14 protein-coding genes and 1 pseudogene are annotated in these 13,680 nt (G+C 66.3%); 5 read left to right on the top strand and 10 right to left on the bottom strand.

Translation table 11 applies throughout. From position 1 onward, the window contains the following. Positions 1-66: 66 nt before the first annotated feature. Positions 67-1,587, top strand: coding sequence for an FAD-binding oxidoreductase (locus tag ON20_RS33135; RefSeq protein WP_051162442.1), 1,521 nt, complete (start codon positions 67-69; stop codon positions 1,585-1,587). 387 nt (positions 1,588-1,974) lie between these two features. Here the strand turns inward: ON20_RS33135 and ON20_RS14045 are convergent, their stop codons facing one another. The 5 genes from ON20_RS14045 to ON20_RS36405 all read right to left on the bottom strand — a co-directional run bounded on the left by ON20_RS14045 (position 1,975) and on the right by ON20_RS36405 (position 6,530). Beyond that, the gene (locus tag ON20_RS14045; protein WP_157228842.1) at positions 1,975-2,772 is read right to left on the bottom strand and encodes a phenylacetate--CoA ligase family protein; all 798 of its coding nucleotides are present in this window, start codon (positions 2,770-2,772) and stop codon (positions 1,975-1,977) included. A gap of 621 nt (positions 2,773-3,393) precedes the next feature. Further along, positions 3,394-4,209, bottom strand: a complete 816-nt coding sequence (locus ON20_RS33130; RefSeq protein WP_051162440.1) for an alpha/beta fold hydrolase — start codon at positions 4,207-4,209, stop codon at positions 3,394-3,396. Then, on the bottom strand, positions 4,194-5,549 hold the full coding sequence (gene cysS / locus ON20_RS14035) for a cysteine--tRNA ligase (protein ID WP_040835929.1): 1,356 nt from the start codon (positions 5,547-5,549) through the stop codon (positions 4,194-4,196). Before cysS ends, ON20_RS33130 begins: the two co-directional genes overlap by 16 nt. Positions 5,550-6,059: 510 nt before the next feature. Beyond that, the gene (locus ON20_RS14030; protein WP_040835928.1) at positions 6,060-6,323 is read right to left on the bottom strand and encodes a hypothetical protein; all 264 of its coding nucleotides are present in this window, start codon (positions 6,321-6,323) and stop codon (positions 6,060-6,062) included. Between the two features lie 57 nt (positions 6,324-6,380). After that, a complete protein-coding gene (locus ON20_RS36405; RefSeq protein WP_174361885.1) occupies positions 6,381-6,530 on the bottom strand; it encodes a hypothetical protein in 150 nt (49 codons plus the stop codon). Positions 6,531-6,700: 170 nt separating this feature from the next. Between ON20_RS36405 and ON20_RS37630 the strand changes: the two genes are divergently transcribed. Together ON20_RS37630 and ON20_RS14020 are read left to right on the top strand one after the other, a co-directional pair. Then, positions 6,701-6,979, top strand: coding sequence for a hypothetical protein (locus ON20_RS37630; RefSeq protein ID WP_040835926.1), 279 nt, complete (start codon positions 6,701-6,703; stop codon positions 6,977-6,979). A gap of 73 nt (positions 6,980-7,052) precedes the next feature. Beyond that, positions 7,053-7,919, top strand: coding sequence for a phosphotransferase (locus ON20_RS14020; RefSeq protein ID WP_040835925.1), 867 nt, complete (start codon positions 7,053-7,055; stop codon positions 7,917-7,919). A gap of 11 nt (positions 7,920-7,930) precedes the next feature. On the opposite strand, the gene vph is transcribed toward ON20_RS14020, so the two are convergent. Further along, complete coding sequence (vph, locus tag ON20_RS14015; RefSeq protein WP_086008983.1) at positions 7,931-8,794, bottom strand: viomycin phosphotransferase; 864 nt, start codon at positions 8,792-8,794, stop codon at positions 7,931-7,933. A 287-nt stretch (positions 8,795-9,081) separates the two neighbouring features. Between vph and ON20_RS14010 the strand changes: the two genes are divergently transcribed. Further along, positions 9,082-9,357, top strand: coding sequence for a hypothetical protein (locus ON20_RS14010; RefSeq protein WP_218002521.1), 276 nt, complete (start codon positions 9,082-9,084; stop codon positions 9,355-9,357). Here the strand turns inward: ON20_RS14010 and ON20_RS14005 are convergent. From ON20_RS14005 to ON20_RS41230, 4 genes and pseudogenes are all read right to left on the bottom strand, one after another. After that, complete coding sequence (locus tag ON20_RS14005; RefSeq protein WP_040835923.1) at positions 9,344-10,189, bottom strand: alpha/beta fold hydrolase; 846 nt, start codon at positions 10,187-10,189, stop codon at positions 9,344-9,346. The two genes, ON20_RS14010 and ON20_RS14005, sit on opposite strands and share 14 nt — an antisense overlap. Next, positions 10,186-11,121 carry a VOC family protein gene (locus tag ON20_RS14000; RefSeq protein ID WP_040835922.1) on the bottom strand — a complete coding sequence of 312 codons (936 nt, stop codon included), beginning with the start codon at positions 11,119-11,121 and terminating at the stop codon, positions 10,186-10,188. The genes ON20_RS14005 and ON20_RS14000 overlap by 4 nt, the downstream gene beginning before the upstream one ends. A 25-nt stretch (positions 11,122-11,146) precedes the next feature. Then, a complete protein-coding gene (locus ON20_RS41235) occupies positions 11,147-11,473 on the bottom strand; it encodes a hypothetical protein (RefSeq protein ID WP_498043794.1) in 327 nt (108 codons plus the stop codon). A gap of 252 nt (positions 11,474-11,725) precedes the next feature. After that, a pseudogene (locus tag ON20_RS41230) lies at positions 11,726-12,690 on the bottom strand (FAD-dependent monooxygenase); the annotation flags it as partial. Positions 12,691-12,871: 181 nt separating this feature from the next. On the opposite strand from ON20_RS41230, the gene ON20_RS13990 reads away from it, so the two are divergent. After that, positions 12,872-13,543 carry a TetR/AcrR family transcriptional regulator gene (locus tag ON20_RS13990; protein ID WP_040835918.1) on the top strand — a complete coding sequence of 224 codons (672 nt, stop codon included), beginning with the start codon at positions 12,872-12,874 and terminating at the stop codon, positions 13,541-13,543. Positions 13,544-13,680: the final 137 nt, after the last annotated feature.

Here is a 13,680-nt window from a genome sequence, read left to right as displayed (position 1 = left end):
CTGTCGCCGAGAGGATCCCGTGCCGCGTTGACAGAAGTGACGAGCTGGACCGAGACTGACTCCGCGATGGACAAGCATGAGACGCTCACGGTGAGCGCGGACACGACTGCGGTGGATGGCTGGCGGCGCGCACTCGGTGACGGTGCGGTATCGACAGACCCGCAGGTGTTGGCGCGGTACCAGCAGAACACCTCCGAATATGCGGAACGCGATCTATTGGCGGTAGTCCGGCCGGCGACGACCGCAGAGATACAGGATGTGATCCGAGTCGCCCGGGAAACGGGCGTCGCGATCCATCCGATCAGTACCGGGAAGAACTGGGGTTTCGGTTCGGCGCTGCCGGTACGCGGTCCGGTCGCGCTCGTGGATCTCGGGCGTCTGGACCGGATCGTGCAAGTCGACCAGGAGCTCGGGGTCGCAGTGTTCGAGCCGGGCGTCACCCAATACCGGTTGGCAGAGCATCTTCGCTCGCTCGGTGGCGAGTTCAAACTGAATGTCACCGGCTCGGGCCGAGAGACCAGCATCGTGGGCAACGTTCTCGAACACGGTGGCGGCCATCTCGGGCCGCGGATGGACGAACTGCTCGGGCTCGAGGTGGTGCTGGGTGACGGCACTCTGGTCCGCACCGGATACTGGAGTTTCGCCGAAGGTGAGCAGCGTGGGCTCCACTATCCCCTTGGGCTCGGCGCTGATCTCCGCGGTCTGTTCGTCCAATCGAACTTCGGGATCGTGACCAAGATGGCGCTGCGACTACACCGCAATGTGCACTTCCAGGAATTGGCCCTCCAGTTCACCGGGGATGCACTCGCCGACATCGTCGACGCGCTACGGCGCCTCTATGACGAGGGCGTGGTCACCGGTTACGCGCGCATCATCGATGGCGCCGATCCGCATATTCGTTTCTTCGAACACGACAAGCCGGCCACCTGGACCGCCCAACTCACACTGAAAGGTACGGCAGCGATGCGGGCCGCGGCGCGTGCAGGGGTGGAAGCACGCCTGTCCGGTTTGATCGGCCGTATCGACGGATATGACACCGAGATCGACGGGCCACCATCGGCGGAAGGACCCGCCGATCTGCGAGCGGCCCGATGGCAGCTCGCCACCGGGAACCCCTCCGACCGCTCGCTACAGCGGCTCGCCGATCGTATCGGCTTTGCCTTCCCCGATGACGATGCCGATATCGACCGGTATCGCGAACTGCCCGGGTTCCTCTGCGTCAACGTCGCAATGCCTTTCACCGGACGTCAGGTGTCCACCTGCGCCCGCCTGGTAGAGGAGGCATCTGCCCGGTGGGGCATACCTGTCGCGCGTTTCTTCGGCGTTGTGGGGCCGTCGGCGTTCTCCGGCTTCTTTCCGTTCTATTTCGACCGTACGGATGCCGAAGCCGTGCAGTGCGCACACCGGTTGAAGAACGATTTACTCGCCTGCCTCACCGAGCACGGATACTACCCGATGCGGATCGACGTGGATTCGATGGAACCATTCATCGCCCGGACGGACAGTAGTTACTGGACCACCGTGCGGAAGATCAAAGACGCCCTCGACCCGCAAATGATCCTGTCGCCGGGCCGGTACTGCCCCTGAACCGGGAGTGGCGTTGAACCGGCCGTTACGCCGGCCGAGCGGGATTTCTCGGGGCCGGCTGCCGACACCGCCGCGGCACGGTCGAGGCATGGGTAGCGACCCTGGACCGCGCGTTCCCCACCGTATCGATGAATTCCACGGAAAGTGGAGTCGCCGACACCGATGACAATCGGGCGTTGTCTCGAAGACAGCACGACTCGGGCGATATGACTACGTCTTCTCCGGCGAGGCGTGGAGCCTGTTCCGAGGCGGGCGTGAAATCGCTGCTGGTCCTTATGGGAGGCCGATCTCCGGTTCGTGGCCCATGGAGGCGCGAAGTTTCCGTCCCGGTCCGGTTCGGTGTGATCGACCCGAACGAGTTCCGGCATTGCTCACCAGGTGTAGCGTTCAGCCAGGATCGATGTCTTCCGGGCGGTGGGCCGCGGCCATGGGAACATAGCGAACCAGCTTCCCGGTCCGCGGATGCCGCGGGACGCTGTCGGCGCTGAGCACGCGCACCTCGGGCTCGGCGAGGCCGGCTTCGCGGAGTCGGGCGGTCACCTCATCCGCGAGCGGGGCGGTGACGTCGCGCCGTGTGACGATCAATACGTCGATCCCCGCCGCGGTCTGTCGGATCTGGTACTGCAGAATATCGTCGCGCTCGAACGCGAGTTCCAGAGTTGTTAGCGGTATGTGCACGCCGTCGGAGTAATCCAATTCTTCGCCGCTGCGTCCGAAGACCCGAGAGATGCGTTGTCCCGCGAAAGGTCCCGGGTTAGGACCATCCGCCATCGTCACCCGGTCGCCGAGGTCGTAACGGAGCAGCGGCAACAATCGGTTGACGACATTGGTGACCAGAACGGTGTTCGAGCAGTGGCCCGCAGGCGCCGGCCGAATGCCGCGGGCCATGGGCTCCACCGCGGAAGGCTCCCGCACAACGGGCTCCCACACCACGATGTCCTCGAAGAGATGCAGTTCCGGCGCGGGCGGGTTGGACACGGCTATCGGGCCGGTCTCGGTCGTCCCGTAGCCCTGGAAGACCGGGGCGCCGAACGCCTCCGAGACAGCGGCCAGCTCGCTCGCTCGGATGGGCTCTCCGCTGGCCTCCAGGCCCGCGAGGTCTACGCGTAGCCTGCCCGCGCGCCTCGGCTGCCAGCAGAACCAGCATTGATGAGTAGCCCGCGATGGCGTCCGGCCGGAACGCATTGAGCCGCTGCACAATCGATGACAACGGTAGGTCGGGGGCGATTACCTCGACCGCGGACCCGGGCCGGGCCAACAGCCTGCCGATCACCGCGCCGGTGTGCGCCGGATTGCACGCCGTGACCATCGCGATGCGGATGATCTCGCGCCCAGTCCGCGCCTGCTGCCAGGCCACATGTCGCAGGTTCGCGGTAACGGCACAAGCGAAATCCTCGATATGCCAAACTATCACCGCTTCTTCGCCGCTGCTGCCGCCGGTCCGGACCACGACGTAACGGCCGTCCAACAGACTCGGCTGCCGGCTGTTCTCGCTGCGTGCCAGATGGGCGCGGGCATCGGCCAAGGTCAGCCCACGATCGGTGACGATCTCGTCCCAGTTGGCCATCAGATCGGCCTTGGTCATGATCGGAATGGCCGATAGGTCCTCGCCGGTGACCGTGTCCGGATCCACCCCGGCCAGCCTGCGCGCGTGCCACGGCGACTCGGCCATAGCGTGGCGGATCAGCGACCGCAGCCGCGCGTCGCGCTCCTGGCGTAATCGGGCCAATGACCATGTGACTTTTCGGGTTTCGGCGGTCAGGTCGGTGTGCAGCGTAGCCCGCGCCATGTCGAGCCGGTCGATGGTCATGGGATACTCCCGTCCGCGATGCATTCGATGGTGTCAACGAGGGCCTGGGAGAATTCCGCAGGTCGATCGACGTAGCTGGTGTGATGTCCCGGGAAGGTCCGGACGGGGCAGGACAGCAGCTCGGCGAGCCGTCCGCCGATGCGCGCGCCCGAGGACTCCCGCCGCAGACTGTCGTTCCCGACCGCCACGGCGATCCGGACGTCGGACGTGCGCAGCGTGGCGCAGTCGGGAACGAATTCGACCATCGACATGACCTGGCAGCGTACGACGTAGTCGCCGTCGCGTGCCAGCAGCGCTTGGGATTCGGGACCGATAACGGGCGGCACGTCGGGCCGAGTAAGCCGCATCCACCTCCGCATGGCGGCCGCTGGTCCCTCGAATTCGTTGGTCACACAGAGATCGCGGATCGCAGCGCGCTGCTTGTCGGCATCATCGAGCACGCGGATTGTCATCGGCTCGTGCGCGACGAGCGTGCGTATCAGGTCCGGTCTGCGGGCAGCCAGGTCGAATCCGGTCGACGCGCCGCCGCAGGTGGCGAACACGGCAGCGGTTGTAGCGCCGATGGTGTCCAACACCGCCGCGACGTCGTCGCTGTCCTGGGCAATCTCGACCTGATGGCCGCGGCGACCGGTGCTGCGGTGGGTGCCGCGCCGATCATAGGTGATGACGGTGAACCGATGCGCCAACGCCGCCGCGAGTCGGGCGAACACCCCGACTCCGCTGGCCGCCCCTCCGATGACGACGAGAACCGGTCCGGCACCGACCTGTTCGTAGGCCAGTTCCGCATCATCGATGGTTACTGTTGTGCGCACCGGCCCGCACCATCCTCGATCACGACGCCCAATGCAGCCAGCCGGGTCCGGATGCGGTCGGCGAGCGCGTAATCTCCCCGTGCGCGCGCCGCTTCCCGGCACTCCAGCGCGAGCGACAGCAACTCCTGGTCACCGCTGCCCTCGGTCGGCGCGGCCTGCGGCCGCAGGCCGAGAACCTCCAGCATCGCGTCGACCCGGCGCAGTCGAGTGGCCGCGCCCTCGCGGTCGCCCGTCGCCAATGCCCGGTTGCCGGAACGCGCCTCACCGTGCAATACCCGCAGCGCGGCCGGAGTCGACAGATCGTCGTCCATGGCCGCTGCAAACTCTGCGGGCACGTCTTCGGTGCCGTTGGCCCGCATCCCGACCAGCGCGGAGCAGCGTTCGACGAAGCGTGCGACCCGTCCGAAGGCCGAGGAGGCCTGCCGCACGGCGGTAATGCTGAACTCCAGATCGGCGTGATAGTGCGCGGTGATGAAGTAGTAGCGAAGCGCCGTGGGTTGGACGTCGGCGAGAATTCTGTTCAGTGACAGCGGATTATCCGGCGACTTGCGGATCTTCTCACCGTTGGTGTTGACTTGGCCGTTGTGCAGCCAGTAGCGGGCGAAGGCGCGCCCGCCGGCGCGCGACTGGGCGATCTCGTTCTCGTGGTGTGGGAATAGCAAGTCGCGGCCACCCGCGTGAATGTCGAACTCCGGCCCGAGATATCGTCCGGCCATGGCCGAGCACTCTATGTGCCAGCCGGGCCGTCCGCGACCCCACGGCGAGGACCAATACGGCTCCTCCGGCCGCGCTGCCTTCCACAAGGCGAAATCCGCGGCCGCACGCTTGCCGAATCCTCCATCGGCAAGCAGCCATTCGGTCGGTCGGCGACGAGACAGCGCGCCGTACCCCGGGAACGACGCCACATTGAAGTAGACACCGGTGGTTGTGGCATACGCGTGACCGCGATCCACCAATTCGGCGATGAGGTCGAGGACTTCGGGAATATGCCCGGTGGCTCGCGGCTCGACGGTGGGCGGTAGGCAGCCCAGCGAGCGATAGGCCGCTGTAAACGCGTGGTGACTGGCCTCGGCGATCCGCCACCAGTCAACGGACTCGGCGATGGACCGTGCGATGATCTTGTCCTCGATGTCGGTGAGGTTGCGGCACAAGGTGACATCGAAACCTCGGAAACGCAGCCAACGATGGAGAACGTCGAAGCTCACCGCGGAGCGCATCTGCCCGATGTGCGGGGTGGTCAGCAGCGTTGGCCCGCACAGGTACACGCTCACCCGCCCGGGCCGCAGTGGCGTGAACTCTCGATGACAGCGGACGCTGCTGTCGTACAGCCGAATACCCACGTGTTGAACGGTAACCGGCGACGCCAACTTTCCGTTGATGGGAATTGGTGCGTCGATACGCGGTATCCGTTGGGCCGCAGAACCTTAGCGTGTCATGTGAATCACCCCGGACCGGGCGTTCGGCGCAGAACGATGTTTGCTGCGCCCGCCCGTTCGCCACCCCGGCTACCAGTGCGATCTTCGGCCGTTGAACAGTCCCGAGGGGGATTGCGCTGCAGGCCGCGCCTATTGGTGACCGTTCGTGCCCGTCGACTACCACTGGTATCCCTGCAATAACCCGCGCCCTCGCGCCGGTCGCACCGTCATACGCGTCCTGGCCCAGAAGCATCATCCCCGTGCTACCGACGTTGGTCGGTGGCAGCGTGAGCTCGGGTCTTTTGTAGCAGCCTCTCGTAGGGGTTTGTCCTCCGAGGCCGCCGTGGGGGCCGGTGGTTCGCACGGTCGGTACCGGCCGTGGTGAAGCGGCTGCGCGAAGTTGGTGACGAACTCGTCGGCCTGCGTCGGTGACGATCAGGCGGTCCGGCCAGAGTTCCGGCAATTCGGGAAGTGGGCCGGAGTTGGTCGCTGGGCGGTGCGCTTGTTCATACCGAACATCCGCAGCATGCGGCAGGTCACTTCGTCCGACAGCGCGTCCGCGTCCGCGTCGGGGTCGGCGTCGAGTAGCTGCGGCAGCCCGAGTAGCGCGCTGCCGGCGGTCATGAGGGCCAAGTCGGGGTTCATCGGCTCGAATCGGCCGCCATGGCCGGTGTCCTCGCCGTCACTGGTCGCGACCACATAGTCTTTCGGCTCCGACCGGCCGTTCAGCGCCGCAACCCTCCCACATATCGACAGTCACGATCCCGCCCCAGGCCTCACCGACGGCGCGGGCCTCGTCGGCGAGAACCGGTAGCCGAACTCCAGGTCGTCGCGGTGGGCGTCGAACATCGCGTTCGCGCGGTATGCCTCGTCGAGGTCCGTGTGGGTGACCGGGTCGGCGGCCACGGGTAGTGCAGCGGGGGTCTGACCTCCCGGCGGAGATCTGACCAGGGCCACACATGATCATGTTTGTGTAGGCTTCGGGGTATGCGTTGATCCCCCCGGAATCCGGGCACCGCCACCATCTCTTTCGTGCCACGTGATCGAATCCGGAGCCCGCGAAGGAGAGATTCACCATGCACACGCCGATCCGCGTCGACGTCCCCGAGGCGCCGGCCGCCTTGTACAGCAAGCACAGCGGTGCGTCCGGCCGCGCCTGGATTGCCGCACTGCCCAGGCCGGCCGCCGACTTCCCGGGTCGCTGGGCACTGCGGTTGGACGGTCCAGGACGGCACGGCATGGCATCGCTCATGCTGCCGGCGACCCGCACTACTCCACCGCTTCGACCTCCTGACCGGAAGCCCTCGGCCTGGACCGGCAACGGGCGACCGGCCGGCCGCTCGGCCGCGTGCTGAAACGTGTTGTGTGACCCTGCGGACCTGTAGGAGGTCGTAATGCCTTTTCGTCGATACGCCGCTGACCTTTTCCATGCGGCGCGTGGTTCAAGACGCCTGGGGGCGGCGTATCGATGGCGAGCCGGTACGGCTGTACGGCGGAGAGGAGTCGGCAGCGTATCGGGTCGATGACCTTGTCATACGTGTCGGTCCCGCGAGACGTACGACCGCCGAGGCCGAGTGGTGCCACTCGATCGCCGCACATGCCGCCTCGACCCTGCCGGAGGCGGTGGCCCCGTTGCGTGCACACGACGGGGCCACGGTCATCCGTGTGGACGGCCGGCCCGTGTCGATGTGGCCCTATGTCGAGGGCGAGTGGCCCGATGCGGACCAGCCGCAGGTGCGGACGCAAGGCGCGCGGCTTCTGGCGCGGCTGCACCGTGCGCTGGCCTCCCACAGGCCGCCGCCGCGTCCGGTGGCCTCGTTTGTGGAGATCGGCCTGTACGGGGAGTCGCCGCACGATGTTCCCGAGTTGGCCGATCGAAGACTGGACCGCTGGCTGGCGGACTTCCATCGTCGCAACCCCGTACGCCAGCCACTGCACGGGGACTTCTACACGGGAAACACTCTCGCCAGGGACGGCCGGTTGGTGGCCGTCCTGGACTGGGATGAGGCCGTCGTCGGAGCACCCGAACTGGAGGTGGCGTCCGCCGCGCTCGAGTGGACCGATGAGTACGGCGACAGTCCGGCCCCACGTCGCCGCTTCATCGCCGATTATCACGAGGCCGACGGGACCGCAGGCGATATGGACGACGAGACGGTCATCCAGCTGATCAGGCATCGCCTGCGCCGCGAGGCGGCATATTTCGAGCATGCCCAGCGCCAAGGCGCCGAACATGACGAGGACGGTCTCGAATACCACGAGCGCCGCGTGAAAGCCTTCTTCAACCTCAGGCCGTAACCGCGCCCCGTTCAGCGGTAGCCCGCCAGACCGTCCGCCAACTCCTCCTCGTCACCGTCCCGGTACGCGGCGAGGGCCTGTTGCAGGGCAAACGTTCCGCCGATCGTGGCGATGCGGGTGGTCGTCTCGCGATCCGCCCAGCCGCCCAGTGTGAGTACGCGCCTCAACAGGCCCTCGCCGTAGCCGGCGCCGATGGCCGCGAGGTCCTCGGCGGGGTCGCCGAGCGTGACGTCGTCCCAGTCGATCACCCCGCCCAGGCGCGGCAGCCCGTCGGTGCTCTCCCAAAGGACGTTCTCGGCGCCGAGGTCACCATGCACCACCGCCGTGGTGAGGTCGGGAAGGTCGCCGAGTTCAGTGAGTTCCCGCTCGGCTCGCCGGCGCCCACCGGCGGACATCAGCCCGAACAACTCGGCGCGGACATCCACCGCGAACCGCCGCCACCGATCTTCCGGAGCCGGCAGTGCCGCGCGTACCCTGTCGTCAGCGCCGGCTCTGGCCAGATCGGTCAGCAGACCGACGTACTGGCCTGCGACCGTATCGGCCACCCGGGGATCATCGAGTACGTCAGCCGTCAACGGTGTTCCGGGAACACGGGTCAGTACCAGGAAGGGCGGCTCGCCGACGCCGTCTGCGCCGCCTTCCACCAGCGGCTCCGGTGTACGGAGACCGAAGTCGAACCCGGCGAGGATACGCAGAACGGCCGCTCGCCGCGGCAGCCGGGCTGCCGCCGCCGCGGTGCGAGGCAGGCACACGACACGATCCGAGCCGATCACTACCAGATGGAACTGCCCCTCGTGGACGGTGACATCCTCCGGCTCGACGTCCGGCAGCAGCCGGCTCAGCAGCGCCCGATACGTCCGAAGCACCCTCTCCACGCCGCGAACACTCCTCTCTCATACCGTTTGCTCATTTCCGCTCAGCTGTATCAGAGCGGTCCGTGACATAACGGGGTTGCTCGGGGTCATCGACCGCATGCTCGCCCGCGGCGCAACCGGCCGGCAGCTGACGCTGCTGCCACCACCGGACCCGTACCGGTTCATCCGCTCCACCACCGATTTCGCCGTCCGGAGGCCATCATGAACAACACCCGCTGCCGGCCGCGACATCCGCGGTCAAGCCGATCGAGATCTCGCCGGAGGCGAAAGCGTTGGCCGAGGAAGGTTTGTCGACCCGGACCGGCTGTCGTGTGCTCGGGGTATCGGAATCCGGCTTCTACGACCGGCGACCACGCTCGCCGTCGCAGCGGTCGATCCGCCACTCCTGGCCTACCGGGCCGAACACCGAAATCCATCAGTGCTTCTACGGCGCCCACGGCAGTCGTCAGGTGCACGCCGAGCTACGTCCGGGTCGCGGCATCGTGGTCGAGCACGGCGCAATCGCACCCACCGCCGTGCTCGACCACCGAATGAAGCACAACCGCCGGCTCAGTTGTTCATGATGAAGTCGGCGGTCAGTCGGTTGAACTCGTCGGCGTGCTCGATCATTGCCCAGTGCCCGCAGCGGTTGAGCAATACCAGACGGCTGTTCGGGATATTCGCCAGCAGATACAGCGAGGTTTCGAACGAGACAACACGGTCGTCTCGTCCGTGGATGAGCAAGGTCGGCACCCGCACCTCCGGCAGCAGTTCCGGCTTGACCCACTTCGGCAGCGGAGCGCCCTTCGGCAGGCCGTTCACGTAGTTGCGCAGGTGGTCCGGACGGGAGAGTGCGGCGTCCGAACGCGCCCGACACAGCTCGGCGGTAGCACATCGGGCCTTGTCGTAGACCATGATCTCGACGAGCCGCCGCATGTTCTCCGGACCGGCGTCGCGGTATGCCTCGATCAGCACCTTCAGCCCCTCGGACGGGCCGTCACCGGCACCGAATAGCGTGGGCATCCGGCCGACCGGCGGACCCATGGTGATCAGATGCGAGATCCGGTCCGGGTGCTCCGTGGCCGGCCGCAACGCGGTCTGGCCGCCCATCGAGTTACCGACGAACGCGGCCCTTTCGATATCGAGGGCGTCCAGGAACTGGATTGCCGCCTCCACGTGGTCGAGCCGATCGACGGTCACGGGGTCCGACTCGCCCCAGCCTGGCATATCGACTGCGTACACATGGAAGTGCTCGGCCAGCGCCTCGATGTTGCCGGCGAAGTTGCTCCACCCTGTCGCGCCCGGTCCGCTGCCGTGGAGCAGCACGACCGGATGGCCGGAGCCCGCCTCGTAGTAGCGGAGCTTCCAGTCCTTGGTCTGGACAGTGCGTGCGATGTCCTTGGAGTCGAGGGTCATCGGTCGACCTCTCCGTTCGGCGCGGGTGCGGCGGCCAGCAGCTCGGCGACGACATTCGCGGGACGGTGGCCCCAACTGTGCAGCTTGTCGAGCGTTTTCATCTCCCAGGTCTCGTCGTCGATAACCAGTCCACCCCAGCCGTATTCGACGCTGAAGCCCGAGGGGGTGAAGACGTAGAAACTGAACATGTGGTCATTCGGATGCATCCCGAGAGTCATCTCGAACGGCTGCTCGGCGTCCATGCACCGGTCGTAGGCCAGGCCGACATCGCGGATGTCGGTCACTTCGACCATGAAATGATGGGTCTTCTTCGCCGACGGTAGATCACCGAAGGCCACGGTGTGGTGACGGCCGTTGCAGTGCAGGAAGATCAAGTCGGCGACCACGCCGGGGGCCAGCTCCTCGACGATGATGTCGCTGATCTCGAAGCCGAGCAGGTCGATGTAGAAGTGCAGATAGGTCTCTCGTGGGATACCTCGCGCCAAGAGAACCTGATGGCCCGCACCACCGGCGCCCGTCACGAAACCACCGAGCAGCTTCGCGGACGCGAACGGTGTGGTGGCATCGGCCAGGCCGGTGACCAGCTCGATCCGATTGCCCATGGGGTCCGTGGTGACGAAGATTCGTTTCACCTTACGGGCCGCGGCGAGAGCGTCGTCACCTTCGGTGACCTCGACTCCGACCGCACGGACCTTTTCCACCAGCGCGTCGAGCGCGGCGGCGTCCGAAACCTGGTAACCGGTGGCCACCAGGTCGTCGGCGGGTCCGCCGGTGATGATCCAGCGGTGGGCCTTCTCGTCGGTGCGCAGCGTGAATCCGCCATCGGTTTTCTCTCCGAACTGCATACCCAGCAGTTCGACGGTGAAGTGCTCCCAGCCGGCGAGATCGCCGACCTCGTAGACAACGTAACCGAGTTCCTTGACTCTGGGCATCTCTTCTCCTTCTGGTGTAACGATCTCAGGCGGGCACAGCGAGGCCGCTGACGTCCGCCGCGGCGACGAACTTGTCGGGACGAAGCGCCACAGCGCGGACGCTGTACCTGCGCAGCCACGGCAGAAGGACTTCGTCCAGATCGACCAGCTCGTCCGGGCCTCGCGTGTATGCCGTCTTCGGCCGTACTGCGACGTAGCGGGCACCGAGTGCGTCCCAGCCCGTCTTCTCTTCCGCCGTCAGCAGGGTCGCGGGGTCGACGTCGTCGCCCAGCAGCACGAAGTCGACCCCGAGGAGGTCGTCGAGGCGCGCCATCCGGCCGGCCGCGTCGCCGACGGTTGGCTGCGGAATCATTCGGCCGACGATGCCGGCGTCGTCGAGCGGTCCTCTGATCCATCCGCCTGCGAGCACCGGCGGGGCGATGAGTGGCGGCTCGAACGGGGTGACCGTGTCCTGAGGAGACGCGTTTATCGCGGACTGTTCCTCCTCGGACAGCTCTTGCTTGATGACCCTCCCGAGCTCGACCGCCAATCCGGTGTAGAAGGCGGCATTGGGGCGCCGCTCCGCCTCATAGGTGTCCAGCCACCTCTCGGGCAGCTCGCTTTTGAGCACCCGAGCAAGTTTCCAGCCCAGGTCGTGGGCGTCGCGCATACCGGTCTGCATCCCGGCGCCGGCCCAAGGCGGCATCAGGTGGGCCGCGTCTCCGGCCAGGAACACCCGACCCTTGCGCCAGGTGTCGGCCATACGGGTGTGGTGCTTGTAGAAGGCGTGCTGGTGGATCTCGACATCCTCCTCGGTGACGCCGAGTGCCTCGAGCAGCGGCCAGACCTCGGTGCGGGTCGGGTAATCCTCGGGGGACTCTTCGGGTTTGAGGGGGATTTCCCATCGGTGGTTGCCGGCGGAGAGTGCGATATCGACGACCGGCCGCTCTTTGTCGGACCAGAAGGTCAGGAAGTCTCGGTCGGGCCACCACCGCTTGACGTGGCAATCGATGACCACCCAGGTGACGTCGTTGGTATCGCCCAGCAGATGGCAGCCCACCTTGCTCCGGATCGTGCTGCTGCCGCCGTCGGCGCCGATCGTGTATCGGGCCCGGGTGGTATGGGCTTCGCCGGTTGCGGTGTCCGTCGAGGTGATGGTGACCCCGTCGGCGTCCTGATCAATTTCTGTCACCTCGACGCCGTAGTGGACGGCGATGCGGTCGCCGTATTCCTGTACGGCCGCGCGTAACTCCGCTTCCATCGTCGGCTGATAGATGTTGTAGAAGCGTGGTTTGCGACCCAACGTCGAGGGCGGGTGCTCGATCCGCATGATCTCCGTGCCGTCGTAGGTCACCCAGCGTAGGGCCCGCTGGGGGTCGATCTTCTTCTCGACCCGTTCGTCGACGCCGAGGGCTGGAAGATCCGCATCGTCCAGTCGTTGACGGTCACGGCCCGAGCCCGGGGATAGATGTCCTTGTCCCGCTCGAGAACGACAGCGGAGACGCCGTGCCTGGCGGGGGTGAGTGCGGCGATCACACCGGTCGGGCCGTACCCGACGAGCGCGATATCCGCGTCGTAGCTTTCGGTCATGCGCTGACTCCGTTCTCGGCCGAATATGGTGATGGGAAATTTTTGGACCGAACGTTCAGTTCAATAGTGAGGAAGATAACAACGTGTTGCGGCGATATGTCAAGCCCGTCGAGAACGGGACATCGCACCGCGGTCGGACCGTGCGGGCGAGCCGCCGACATCGGGGCCTAGACTTCGGCGGGTGGAGAACCCCGCGCCCGAGACGCACACCGGAAACCGCCGCGGCCGCCAATCACGGCAGGAGATCCTCGCCGCGGCTGCCAGGGTGATGTCCGTGCGCGGCTATGCCGCGACATCGATCTCCACACTCTCGAAGGAGACGGGCCTGCCCAAAAGCGCCCTCTATCACCACTTCGAGTCCAAGGCGGGACTGCTTTCGGCTGTCATGGCCCAGGGTGCGCGCGGATTCTTCGACGCCATGCGCGAGGCTCATCGGAACCCACCGGCGGACGGCACCCCGCGTGAGCGTCTCGGGTGGTACCTGCAGAAGACGGGTGAGGTCTTCGTGCACCGGGAAGAGTTCCTCCGCCTATTGCTGGTGCTGGTAATGAGCAGCGAGGCCGCGGAGGCGCCGGAGGCGATGCGAACCGTGACCGCGGTCCGCGACGAAGGACGTGACTATATGCGGCACATGATCCGCTCGTCGTTCATCAGCGAAGGCGAAGAAGTCGCAAATGTAGTCGCAGACATTCTCGCTCACTTCGGCATGGCCGGGTTCGACGGTGCGTTCGTCTCACTCCAGTCGGGGGACGGCAAGCCGATCTCGGAGTTCATGGAGCAACTCGCCGACGCCATGGTGGCGATCGGCGATACCCATATTGCCGGTCACCCACCACCCCGTCTCCGCGACTGACCATTGTCGTCAACTCGACCGGTCGACCAGATCACCGACCATGGTCTGCCGGACGAGGTCTGCTTGTCCATCGCCCCGACCACCCTCGGCTGCGGCGTGCCCTGCTTCGCCGCCGCATCGAGCCGAAACTCGGCGAA

Source organism: Nocardia brevicatena NBRC 12119 (assembly GCF_000308495.1).
GTDB classification, from domain to species: Bacteria; Actinomycetota; Actinomycetes; order Mycobacteriales; family Mycobacteriaceae; genus Nocardia; species Nocardia brevicatena.
The sequence above is the reverse complement of the archived record's forward strand: the minus strand, read 5'-3'. Positions and strand labels throughout refer to the sequence as shown.

Coding starts and splice junctions, on each gene's coding strand:
- ON20_RS14045 (WP_157228842.1), bottom strand. CDS start 2,772: ATGCGTTCCGGCCGGACGCCATCGCGGGCTACTCATCAATGCTGGTTC.
- ON20_RS14020 (WP_040835925.1), top strand. CDS start 7,053: ATGCGGCGCGTGGTTCAAGACGCCTGGGGGCGGCGTATCGATGGCGAG.
- ON20_RS14000 (WP_040835922.1), bottom strand. CDS start 11,121: ATGCCCAGAGTCAAGGAACTCGGTTACGTTGTCTACGAGGTCGGCGAT.
- ON20_RS33135 (WP_051162442.1), top strand. CDS start 67: ATGGACAAGCATGAGACGCTCACGGTGAGCGCGGACACGACTGCGGTG.
- ON20_RS41235 (WP_498043794.1), bottom strand. CDS start 11,473: ATGATTCCGCAGCCAACCGTCGGCGACGCGGCCGGCCGGATGGCGCGC.
- ON20_RS37630 (WP_040835926.1), top strand. CDS start 6,701: ATGCACACGCCGATCCGCGTCGACGTCCCCGAGGCGCCGGCCGCCTTG.
- ON20_RS14005 (WP_040835923.1), bottom strand. CDS start 10,189: ATGACCCTCGACTCCAAGGACATCGCACGCACTGTCCAGACCAAGGAC.